Origin of the sequence: Lysinibacillus sp. UGB7, from assembly GCF_049058285.1 — a bacterium.
Classification (GTDB): Bacteria; Bacillota; Bacilli; order Bacillales_A; family Planococcaceae; genus Lysinibacillus; species Lysinibacillus sphaericus_B.
Window position 1 is genome coordinate 1 of the sequence record NZ_JBMGUV010000001.1, and the last position, 12,295, is coordinate 12,295.

The 12,295-nt window shown below is 33.2% G+C and carries 10 protein-coding genes; 6 read left to right on the top strand and 4 right to left on the bottom strand.

Annotated elements, in window-relative coordinates; translation table 11 throughout:
- Positions 1–815 precede the first annotated feature (815 nt).
- The 4 genes from ACOMCU_RS00005 to ACOMCU_RS00020 all read right to left on the bottom strand — a co-directional run bounded on the left by ACOMCU_RS00005 (position 816) and on the right by ACOMCU_RS00020 (position 4,140).
- On the bottom strand, positions 816–1,151 hold the full coding sequence (locus ACOMCU_RS00005; protein WP_421048912.1) for a helix-turn-helix domain-containing protein: 336 nt from the start codon (positions 1,149–1,151) through the stop codon (positions 816–818).
- Between the two features lie 17 nt (positions 1,152–1,168).
- The gene (locus ACOMCU_RS00010) at positions 1,169–2,104 is read right to left on the bottom strand and encodes a hypothetical protein (RefSeq protein WP_421048913.1); all 936 of its coding nucleotides are present in this window, start codon (positions 2,102–2,104) and stop codon (positions 1,169–1,171) included.
- Between the two features lie 84 nt (positions 2,105–2,188).
- Complete coding sequence (locus ACOMCU_RS00015) at positions 2,189–2,944, bottom strand: S1 RNA-binding domain-containing protein (RefSeq protein ID WP_421048914.1); 756 nt, start codon at positions 2,942–2,944, stop codon at positions 2,189–2,191.
- Between the two features lie 26 nt (positions 2,945–2,970).
- Positions 2,971–4,140: a response regulator transcription factor gene (locus ACOMCU_RS00020; RefSeq protein WP_421048915.1), complete on the bottom strand. Its 1,170-nt coding sequence runs from the start codon at positions 4,138–4,140 to the stop codon at positions 2,971–2,973.
- A 237-nt stretch (positions 4,141–4,377) separates the two neighbouring features.
- Between ACOMCU_RS00020 and ACOMCU_RS00025 the strand changes: the two genes are divergently transcribed.
- From ACOMCU_RS00025 to ACOMCU_RS00050, 6 genes are all read left to right on the top strand, one after another.
- Entirely contained in the window at positions 4,378–6,657 is a 2,280-nt protein-coding gene (locus ACOMCU_RS00025; RefSeq protein ID WP_421048916.1) for an ATP-dependent RecD-like DNA helicase, read from the top strand.
- Positions 6,658–6,680: 23 nt separating this feature from the next.
- Positions 6,681–7,301, top strand: coding sequence for a signal peptidase I (lepB, locus tag ACOMCU_RS00030; protein WP_421048917.1), 621 nt, complete (start codon positions 6,681–6,683; stop codon positions 7,299–7,301).
- A 98-nt stretch (positions 7,302–7,399) separates the two neighbouring features.
- Entirely contained in the window at positions 7,400–8,422 is a 1,023-nt protein-coding gene (locus tag ACOMCU_RS00035) for a hypothetical protein (RefSeq protein WP_421048918.1), read from the top strand.
- A 192-nt stretch (positions 8,423–8,614) separates the two neighbouring features.
- Positions 8,615–10,696, top strand: a complete 2,082-nt coding sequence (locus tag ACOMCU_RS00040) for a DNA topoisomerase (RefSeq protein ID WP_421048919.1) — start codon at positions 8,615–8,617, stop codon at positions 10,694–10,696.
- A 105-nt stretch (positions 10,697–10,801) separates the two neighbouring features.
- Positions 10,802–11,014, top strand: a complete 213-nt coding sequence (locus ACOMCU_RS00045; protein ID WP_421048920.1) for a hypothetical protein — start codon at positions 10,802–10,804, stop codon at positions 11,012–11,014.
- Between the two features lie 115 nt (positions 11,015–11,129).
- Positions 11,130–12,161 (top strand): hypothetical protein, encoded by a 1,032-nt coding sequence (locus ACOMCU_RS00050; protein WP_421048921.1) that lies wholly within the window; start codon positions 11,130–11,132, stop codon positions 12,159–12,161.
- Positions 12,162–12,295 lie beyond the last annotated feature (134 nt).

The window sequence follows — 12,295 nt, forward strand, 5'->3', positions numbered from 1 at the left end:
TAACTAGTTTGCCATTGTAGAAAGAGACTACGAGTATTGTTTTCATTGAAGTATAAACAAACATATTTTAAAAATATTTTTAAAAAAACAAGGTTTTAACTTTGATTAAGAGTAACTAGTTTGCCATTGTAGAAAGAGACTACGAGTATTGTTTTCATTGAAGTAAACAAATATATTTTAAAAATATTTGATTAAGAGTAACTAGTTTGCCATTGTAGAAAAGAGACTATGAGTAATATTTTCATAGAAGTTTAAAACAAATATATTTTAAAAATGTTTTTTAAAAAACATGGTTTGAACTTTATTATCGAGAGTAACTAGGTTTGCCATCTTAAAATTGAGAGGGGCTACGATAACAATATATTTCAGAGTTTGATGATCCGAATAAAAATCTTCTTTAAGTTCTAATTTAATAGAGATATGTTAGGGATACTTAAAAAGGGTGAAAAAAATTTTTATACATATTCTGAAATTCTTATGAATACACTGTTAGCAAAGTGAAACGATAAGCTAGTATATGGTTTCACTTTACAAACAACATACCAATTTTTTTAAAAAATACTATATCTTTCGTTTAGTACCTTCAAAAACAAGGTTATGTTTTTTTAGCGACAGTGGGAGGGGTTACGAGTAATATGTTGTTGATATAAATAGCATAATTATTATTGACGTTAGAATAAGGTTGTAACAAGAGTTTTTAGCAAGCTCTTATAAAATCTTGGTTTAAAATAAATCTATTTTAAAATTAAAAAAACAAGGTTTTAAAATTGTATAATAAAAAACGTAGATTCTGTTGAATCTACGCAAACTTTAATTTATTTAAAAAATGATAGTAGTTGATGGCGTTCCTTTGGAGAAAGCATTTTATTGTTCATATAAACAAAATCAGATTTTAAGACCTGATCTAAGTCAAAATATGCTTCTTGTGCTTTGTCTGTTAATCCAGCTAATTGCATTAAATCCTTAATGTCTAAGTCTAATTCAATTGCCAATTTAGATAATACTGTAACTGATGGCTTTCTTTTTCCTGATTCTATTCTTGAAATATAAGATTGTGACACCTCGATTACTCTCGATAGTTCAGATAATGAATATTCGCTATCAATTCTCGCTTCGTGTATTACCTCCCCTAATTTAATTAAATCTGCCATTGTATGCCGATACCTCCTTATTGTTCTGTATTTGTAATAGGTGCAAATGTAGAGCTTTTTACTTTTTTAAGCATATTTTGCTCTACGACATATTTTAAAAACGCTCCGCCTTCATGAAGAGGGATTTGAATACGTTCATCTGTAGAAATTCTGAAACGTTCAATTTCAGTAGTGCAAGCATATAGTTTACCTACTTCCAAAGCGTTGTCATCGTTTTCAGTAAATACAAAAAGTACAGGAGGTTCTAAATCCTCATAAAAATACTTTTTCCAAGCATTTGTCATAAGCAGCTGCTCTAATTTTTCAGCCTTTTCTCTAGCATATAAAGGGAAGTCAAAGTCACGAACGATTTCTCCAATATAATTTCGATTAATGCTGCCATCCTTAATGCAGAAATTGAATGATGGAATGATTGTTTTCTTGCCGCAACGGAAAATCGGCTCCGCTTTAAAGTAAATTAAGCGATTCCCCATTGTTTCACGCAAACGTAGGTAAAAGTCCACTGTAAATAGCGTTTTATTTACAATTTCAGAACTTACCATGTTAATTGCTGAATACCAATCCGTTGTATCTTCATTTGAGAAGTTTGTTAGTAGGTAACGTCCACCTAAATCTAGGCAGTAAACCTCAAAAGCATCCGTTGGGATTTCGTCCTCTTCATAGTCACCTAGCATAAATTTGTTTAAAATTCGAGAATGCGTTAATTTCTCAAGTCGTCCTCGTAAATTTTCAATTGAAGATTGTTCGTTTAGAAACGTATGAATCTGTTCTGCCGTAGCAAATCGGAATTGAAATAAAAATTTTGCAATTTTCACATCTCGTTCAGTCAGGTTGTTGTTGTTTTTACGTTTGATGATTTCGGTTTTGCCAATATTTAATGTAAATTTATTAGCAAATGTTTGCTTTAACTCAGCTGGTATAGCTGGAATACCTTGTTGTTTTTTAATGTACAAAAAAAAACACTCCTTTCGGTTCAATTATTTACAGGCTGCTAATAATCTATTAACAGCCTGTATGAATTTTTGATAATGTAAGCCTTATCCAATAATATCTACAATTTTACCTCGGATACGATTTTGTGCTCCGTCATTAAACACCTTAGTAATTCGGCATCGTACACGTGATCCTTCTTCAAGTTCACCTGTGCCTGGTAACGAGCAAAGGGCATCAATATTACCTGCTAGGCGTACAAACACGCCCCAGGGTTGAACAGTTACAACTGTGCCAAAAACTAGTTGATTTCGTTCGTATAGGTCAAAGTCGAAAATTGTAGGATTTTTATACTTTTCAACCGATTCAAATACTAATCGAGATGAAAGTTTTTTTAGCCTAACGTTTACAGTATCGCCAATTTTTAGAACGTCACCGATAGAAGTGTGATCTTCTGCAAAATCCTTATTTTTTAATAAGCCTGTTACGCCTTGAATTTCTACAAATGCTGCGTAACGTAAAATATTAACCACTTTTGCTGGCATTACTTCGCCTTCTTGTAGACGAGGAATGATCGTTTCGCGTGTAATTAATTGAGCTTCCTTACGAGAAGCGAAAACTGTTTTTGCTTCTTCATCTACTGACAGGATGATATATTGCACTTCACGTCCAACGAAATTGATTAAGGATTTCCATTCCATTTCAGAATCGATTTGGTCACGTTTGATAACGAAGCGTGCTTCCGAATGGTCTAATAGTAAAACATCTGATTGTAATTCTTCATCAAAGTAGATCATATAAACAATCCCTTTGAATACCTCCTTGTTATTAATCGCATTTTCATATTTTTTAGTTAAAGTCATGATTAATGTTCCCTCCTTGAGTTCTTTTATTTTTTTCTTCCAAATAATCGGGCAAATAGCCCTCCCTTTTTAACACCAGCATCAGATTCCTCTTCAGCATTATGGATAACATAGTGTTCAGGAATATCACTTTTATATTGACTAATCCTATGTTGTTCATCAGCTGTAAGAGGTCGTCTTTTTGACATTGGTGGTCTAATTGTTGAATTGAATCGATCACCTATGGCTGGATTCTGTTGTGAACTGTTTTCAGAAATAGAAATTTTTTGAGTAGGTTCAGGCTGCTTTTCTTCCTGTTCATACAAGGTGAATAGTTTTTGATCATACTCATTTTCGATTGCTTGTTCTTCAATAGTCAAAATGGGCGGTGGCTCTTGATTTTTTTCTTCAATTGCCTCAATAACTTGTTTAGGTTCATTGTTTTCTTCCAAACTTTTAATACGCCATAAACTACGATGATCAAACGGTTTTACTTCGATAGGAATTTCTTCATCTGATGCAGTAGATGTAGTAGCATGTTCGTTTTGCGTTGATGGTTGCACAACTAGCAAGTCATTTTTGCTGAAATCCGTTTCAACTTTTGGTTGAGGATTATTTAATTCATCCTCTTCCACTTCTTCAAGAATGATAGTGTCTTTTTGAGCGAGAATTTTTTCTTTAGTTAATGCAAATTCACCTGATTCATAATCGGGTGTTTTATCTTCTCCATATTGAATTTGTGTTTTTGCATTACGAATTTCGATGTTGCGATGTGGACGCTCAGTTGTTTCAGATGCAATCACTAACTCGAAGTCATCACTTATCTCAGGTTGAGGCAAGTAGATTTCTTCTACAAGAGGTGTTTCTTCTAAACGTGTTGTTAGATAAGGTGGTTGAAATGGTTTTTTGATTAGATGAAGAGCACCTAATTTAATAGCTAATTGATGTTTTTCTTCATTTCTTTCACCTGTGATAACAATGACTGGAAGTTTAGGATATTTGTCTTTCAAAATTTCTAACACTTCATAGCCATTACGTCTAGGCATATTTAAGTCTAGTGTAATTGCAGTGGGTTGAAGTTCTTCAATTAATTGAATAGCTTCAATTCCATCTGAGGCTTCACCAATACATGAATGATTTGTAGCATTGATAATCTGCTTCACAACTCGCCTATTAACATAGTTGTCATCTACAACAAGAACTTTATGCGAATACATTTATACACCTCCTTTTTCAAAAAAAATTCTATACAACAATCTACTCATTGGCAGCTACGATTATGCCAAAATATTAAAAAAGACAGGTAAAAGTGTCGATAAAACAAGGTTTTTGGATCACAACGTCAAATATAATTTACATTTACTTATGTTAAGCGAATGATATAATAGTTATATAAGTACAATTTAGGTCGTATAAAAATAAGGTTCATATATAAAAAATGGGGGCGAGTTGCCATGTTTAAAGGGATCGTAGAAATTAAAAAGATTCGAAATCGCAACAAAGAAACTGGATATTCGGTATTAGAAGTAAAAATTATTGATGCTCAAGGCAGTGAGATTTTGACTAAAGAGCCAATCGTAGTTGGAAGATTTGTTTCGGTTTTCGAGGGCGATGAATTTGCAATTGATGGACAGTGGATTGAACATAGGACTTACGGCTATCAAATTGAAGCTATTTCATACGAAAAGCAACTACCTCAGTCTTTAAAGGGGATTGAACGGTTCATTTGTATGCATGTAGAAGGAGTAGGTAAGAAAACTGCTGCTAAGATTGTAGATGTATTTAAGGAAGAAACGTTGAAAATTATAGAAAATCAACCTGATGCACTAGCTAGTATTGAAGGGATTACAAAGAAAAAAGCAATGCATATCAGTGAATCTATTTTTCGACATAAAAAATTCGAACCTGTTTCTATGTTCGTTTTAAATGCTGGAGGCAGTTATGAATTAGCTTTATGGATTTATGAAACATATGGAGATTCATCGATTCGGGTAATACGTGAAAATCCTTATGTGCTTATGGACTATGATAAAGAAGGGTTTAAATTAGCTGAAAAATTTGCCTTAAAGTTGCAAGTTGATCCTTATCATGAAAGTCGATTCAAGTTTGGTATCTACACATATTTAGTGAAAGCTGCCGAAACGAGAGGGGATTTATATGTTAGGGAATCTGAAATTTACAAAACACTTAATTCTTATTTAGCTTCATCAAGTATATTCGATCCATTAATGGATATGGATTTATATAGAAAGCGAATTAGTGATGCGATGATAGGATTAATTGCTGAAAAATCGATTGTCGTTTGCGAAATATTAAATGATGATGCTGAAGATCGAGCTGTGTATCTAGGAAAGTATTACACAATTGAGAAAAATATCGTTAAAACGATGAAGCGTATCATTATTGACGAGAATAAAAAAATGTATGTTCCTAAACAAGTAATTGAGGAATGGATTCCTTCATACGAAGAGAAAACGAATCAAAAGCTTGCTGACATGCAGAAAGAAGCAATTAATATGGCATTGACTTCAGGAGCTAGTATTTTAACAGGAGGACCAGGTACAGGTAAAACCGCAACAATAAATGCAATTATAAAATGTGCGTTAGAATTGAATCCTGCTGCTGAAATTGTATTACTTGCTCCAACAGGTAAGGCTAGTCGAAGAATGACGGAATTAACAGGGTTGCCAGCAAGTACAATTCATAGCAAGATAGGGTTGAAAATGAATGCTCCTACTGCATATGTAAACGAGCTGTATTGCGATTTTGTTATAGTAGATGAATTCTCTATGGCTGATGCTTATGTGTGTTCAAAATTATTAGAAGCTATTCAAGATGGCACATGTGTATTGTTTGTAGGGGATGTTGATCAATTACCATCTGTAGGTCCAGGTCTTATTTTAAGAGATTTTATTGAATCGGGTGTTATTCCAACAACAAGATTGGTTGAAATTTTTAGACAGGCTCAAAATTCACAAATTTTATTAAATGCTGTGAGAGCCATTAAAGGGAAGGATACAAATGATATAGAAGATCCTATTCATTGGGATCATTCAAAAGGTGACTTTTTCTTTATTGAGGAAAATGTACCTCATAATGTAGTAGGACGAGTATTGCAATCATATTTAAAAATGGTGAAACAATACAAGCATAGTGTTTCTGAAGTGCAAGTTCTTACACCAATTCATAAAGGTGTTTTAGGAACGTGGAATTTAAACAAGCAGTTACAGGAGCTTTTAAATCCACCTTCTTCTAATAAAGCGGAAATTTCGATTAATGAAACAACAATTATTCGTGAAGGTGATAAGATTATTCATTTAAAAAATAACGATGAATTAGGAGTTATGAATGGTGAAACAGGGATTGTTTATTTAATTTACGAGGATGCAGATCGTGGTATCAGTGTTGATGTCGAATATGATAATGAGAAAATGGTGACATATAATTATGTTTATTTTGAAGAGATTGATTTGGCGTATGCAATGTCTGTTCACAAATCTCAGGGAAGTGAGTATCCAGTGGTGATTGGCATTTTTCATGATATTTTAGGAATTGCTCCAAACCGCAATTCAACTTATACTTTTTGGACAAGGGCGAAAAGACGTTTGATTAATATCGGTACAATAGATGCAATGAATAGCTCGATTAAGCGAGTAATGCAAGTGCAACGAAATTCTCAAATTAAAGAATATTTAAGAGAAGCTTTTTCTGATACAGTAGCGATAAATAGTTGATATATAAGTCAGGAGGAATTGAGATGGATAAAAAACAATATAAAAAACAAGGTATTGGACAAGATAAAAAACAAGGTATTAAACTTGATAAAAAACAAGATAAAAAACGTTTTAAAATGTTTGATTGGTATTTTAAATTAAGTTGGTTGGGCAATGGACTTCTAATTGTCATTTTGGCAGTAACATTTGGAAGTGCCTCATTTACTCCATCAGCTTCAATGGAGCCAACGCTAAAAGAATATGATTACGTATATTTTATTAATTCAAGCGAATTTGAAAGAGGGGATATTGTAACATTTACGCCTTCATGTGAAGGGATCGATTGTGAGGCTAAATGTGGTGTTACGGAAGATGTAAAAGAGTTGTCTAAGCGAATTGTTGCAGTCGGTGGTGACGTTGTAGAAATTCGAGCAGGTGTTCTTCACATTAATGGAGAAGTGGTGAATGAGCCTTATGTAAAAGAAGAGTGGTTCGACACATTGCCTGAATTTACCGTACCCGATGATCATGTCTTTATTATGGGTGACAATCGCAATGAATCTTCTGATTCGAGATGTTTTGGGAATGTACCAATTGAAAATGTTTCAGCTAAAGCGTTGTTCAGATTGAAGCCGAGAAAAGATGTTGGATTTAAAGTCGAATAAATATTTTAAACAAGGTTAAGTGTATTAGCCTTGTTTTTTTATATATTTCAAGGTGTTAGTACATAGATTAATAAAGAAAAAAATTAGGAGGGATTTACATGTATAAAAAAGCTTTATTAGGATTGGGTATTGCTGGAATGGTGTTCTCATTTGGAAACGTTTCATTTGCAATGGAAGATTCTAAGCCTTTTGAGCAAGGGAACGTATTAAAAGAAGAAGTTGTGACGGAGGAAATTCCCTTTGAAAAAAAATTTGAAGGGTTTAAAACTTTGAATTTAGAACAGAAGTTGAGTATTGTTCAAGGTTATTTAAGCAAAGAGATAAAGCAGGTTCGTTCAAACGAAAAGCAGTCGTGGCTATTCCTACATTTAGGCATTAAAAGTATGAAGAGCGGAGAGATTGAGAATAAGTTAAATGAGTTTGCTCAATTAAATAAAATCTTAGAGGATACTTTAACGCCTGAAAATATTAAAAGTCGTGAACAGGAAAAAGTTATCAAACAAACATTGGAGATGTATAAGCAGTATCATGTGTTGTTAAAAGAGCAAAAAAAAATACTAAGTAAGATGAATACAATTTCAGCTAGAGAACAATTTGCTCGTTATTTAGTTATGCAAGATTATTTAACAAAAGGTGAAGCAGAATGGCAGTTGAAGGAGTTAAATGAGCTTAATCGTCAATTGGGCGGCAATGAAGAAATCTTAAAAATGATTAAATCATTTGAAGATATGTCGAAGCTTAATATCTATTATGATAATAGGCTAATTATTAAACCTTTATTTAATAATCAACCGTTAATCAAGTTTGGTGAAATGTTGATTTTTTCTGTAAAGGTGGCAAAAGCTGAAAACGGAGAAATATCCTTTTCGTATAAAGACCAAATGATTGTTCAGAAATCTGATGGTGTTTATTTAAACGATTCACTGATTTATGAAGGAAATGTTATGACAGTAGAGCAAGAAGAAAATTATGTTGATGTCTTTAAGGTATTGATATTATTAGGCTTCAGTGTCGAAGTAAATGAATTTATTTACAATGTGCATGAGCCAAAAGAAACTGAATCAATTTTATTAAAAATGGACAACGAGAAAATTATGAAGCTATTAATGGCTCACCTATAAACAATATTTATTGTCAATTATTATTGACAATATTGTGTATTAGGTAGATAATGAGATTATCATACAAAAAAACAAATTTATTTAATGGAAGAGAGGTGATGGGGGCTTAAATGCTCCCAATTTTATATGAGAGGTTTATTTATTGCAGAAAAACCATCTGTTGCTAGAGATGTACAAAGTGTTTATAACAAAATGAGAAATTATCCTGATGAATTAGATTTTGTAGGTTTAGTAGGTCATGTTTGCCAACAATCTATGCCTGAAGATTACAAACAAGAGTGGGGTAAGCCCTGGCGTGCTGAAGTATTGCCGATGATTCCCGAAAGCTTTACTACGAAGAAAATTGATCGTACATTGGATCTCTATAATATGATTGTTAATAAAATTAAAAATGGACATTATGACTATTTAATTTGTGGGACCGATGCAGGGAGGGAAGGCGAGCTGATTTTTAAAATGTTTTATAAGGATGCCAAATTGAAGCTTCCTGTTAAACGTTTTTGGGCTTCAGATACTACAGCAGAAACAGTAGAAAAAGCATTGAATAATTTAATTGATAATTCATCGCCTGAAATTCAAAATTTAGAAAAAGCTGCATTTTTACGTTCGGAATTTGACTGGCTGCTAGGTATGAATTTAAGTCGTTCTGTAACGTTAAAATCTAATGTATATATTCCAGTAGGTCGTGTAATGACACCGACTTTAGGAATTGTCGTTGAGCGTGAGTTAGCAATTCGCAATTTCGTCCCTGAAAACTTTTGGGAAATCGAAGGTCTTTTCGAAGGCTATAAAGGAATGTGGATTCATGCTGAAACAGGTGAGCGTAGAATTGATAAATTGGAAACAGCTGAAGCAGTAATTGGACGCATTTCTGATGCAAAAAAAGCAAAAGTATTAAGTATGGATACAAGCCGAAAAACTTCATATGCACCAGGTCCATTTAGTTTAATGCAGCTTCAAATTGAAGGTTCTCGAAGATATGGTTATACAGCGAGTGAAGTGCTTGACATTGCTCAGTCGCTTTATGAAAAGCATAAGCTTTTAACATATCCTCGTACATCGTCTAGCTTTTTACCCAAATCTCTAGGAGCTACCATTACAAAACATTTAGAGCCTCTTCAATATGTGCCTGAATTAGCAAATTATGCGAAAGAGGTGTTAGCTGATCCAGCTTTAATTAAGCAGGTTATGGGAAAAAAATCATACGTAAATGACGCTAAAGTGACGGATCATCATGGAATTATCGTTACAAATGTTGTTCCAAATTTAAGTATCTTGTCTGAAGCAGAGCTGCGTATTTATATGCTTGTGGCAAAGCGTTTGATGGGAATGTTCTTACCGCCATTATTAACGGATGTAACAACATTGATGACAGGTGTTAATAACGAGAAGTTTGTTACGAGAGGTAAAATAATTGTAGATGAAGGTTATACAGTTCTTTATCCTAAATCGAACAAGCAAAAGGATGACGATGATGACGATGATTCGGTGTTGCCAAATGTTAAAGAAGGCGATGAGGTAAATGTTGAAGGTATTAATATTTTAACAAGAAAAACAACGCCTCCTAAACGTTTTGATGATGCCTCATTGTTATCAGCCATGTTTAATGCTGGTAATTTGGTTGAGGAAGAAGAATTGAAAAATGTTATGAAGAAAACAGAAGGGTTAGGTACAGAGGCTACACGTGCAACAATTATTGAAAAGTTAGTAAGCCTTAAAATGATGGAACGTCAAAAGAAAATCATTATTCCCTCTGATTTCGGTATTGCTATTATTCAACACTTAAATGGTCGAGATGTTGTATCGCCAGTTTTGACTGCTGAATGGGAAACGAAATTGTTAGCGGTACAAAATGGAGAGTATTCAGCAGATGTGTTCCGCAAAGAAATGGAGGATTACATTACTCAAAATACAAGCGATGTTTTGGCAAATATGGGGGCGTTAAGCGGCTTTACAACAAATAGTGGTGGGGGAAAAAAAACGGACGGTAGTTATGATAACAGCGAAAAAGAGGTGTTAGGAAAATGTCCTAAATGTGGTGGAAGCGTCATTGAAGGAAAAACTTATTATTTGTGTGAGAACTACAAGAATCCATGTACAGTAATTATTGGCAAGGAGTATTTTAAAGCAAAAGTAACCAAAACGGATGTAAAGACCATGCTGAAGGGTAATGTGTCTAAGCCTAAAAAGCTGACTTATGGCTCAGGTAAAACATCTGAATCGGCACTTAAAATTAATCCTGACGGAAAGTTGATGGCGGAATGGATGAATTAATAAAGGGCTTTAGACATTTTACAAAAACCTTGTTTTTTTAAAAGTTAAAAGATTGTAATTAAAATTAGATAATTCCTTTGATTATTAAAGAATAGGGGTGAGTTGATGAATCAAGAATATGCTTATATCATAGGATGGGTAAATCATCATTCTCATATTGATACTTTGGCAGAATTGAAATCTTTTATTTTTCGACAAATGACTAATGAAGAAATTGAAAAGTTTGGAGAAGAACCACTGAAGATTGCATGGGAAAAGCTATCAATTGAAGAAAAGGTTCAATTGGAAGAAGAAATTGAATCTATCTATCAAAAGTAATTATCATATTGAAGTAAGTAAAGTTACATAGTTTTGTGTAATTTTACTTGCTTTTTAAATTATAAATATATTGATGTAAACGTATATTGAATAAAAAAAGGAAGGGGAGATGTTAATGAAAGATCGATTAAAACAGGCGTTTAGTAAGCCTATTTTTATACCAATTTTGCTTATTATCATTATCATATTTGGATCTTTGAGTGTAGGGGCATTCTTTGTACTAAAAAATAGTACAGGAAATCCTGACATTGAGAATGGGGCTGTTCTAAAAGGGAATACGGTGGATGGGGTAACTGAAGATAAGCGAGTGAAGGAATCTAAGGAAGTTGCTGAAGAAAAAATTGATAAAATGAATCAGTCGGGCGAAGTCGTTGTGAAAAATCAAGAAACGCCTTTAAATAACCCTATTTCGAATGAAGATTTTGAAATGGAAGAAGATGAATGGGAATATATAAAGGGCGAAGTGAATAAACTGGTGGATCAATATAAATTTGTAGAGGCAAATGAGTTGCTGAATAAGCGAGTAGTGGGATTGGATTTGGAAAAATATGAATTCGGAGTGGAGTTAAGTGAACTTCATATGGACATTAATAAATTGTCATTTATCGAAACAACTTACGGTGTTGAAGTTGCTAGTAATGATGTAGGTGCAGCAGTGATGCCTGTTGTTTCTCAATATGATCCGAAACGTGCTTTATTAGCTTCATTATGGCTTTCAGTTAATGTCATGACTGAAGCGATTTTAAATCAAGAAAGTTTAGTGCCAATACGAGATGGCGTGCCAGTAGTCGGAAAAATTGAGGATTTGAAAGATGTACATTATTTACGTGAGATTAAGACAACCTACGGTGATGTGCAAGCTAAGATGATAGATTTTAAATTGGATGGGTATCCATTACAAGCTATAGTTATTGGTTATCAAGATGGGACATATCAAGTGTGGAAAATTATGCAGGAGGCAAGTGGAGAAGCACCGTACCAAAATATTAAGTTTTGGAAAGTTTACTTGCAGCAGATAGCTCCTAAAGGATCGCATTTAAATGAAGGCACTGGACATGGGCATTCTAGTGACGATGAAGGATATATTGATGATAATGATGATGCAGACTATCAAAAATATTTAAAATCGCAAGGTAAAGACAAATAGTAAAAAAGGGTGTATAGAGATTTTAGTTTCTATACCCTCTTTTTTTATAGAGAGAATTATTTTATAAAGCTAATTTATAAACAAATGTTATATAAAAATTATTTAGAAATTAATTAATATTTTTAAAAAACAAG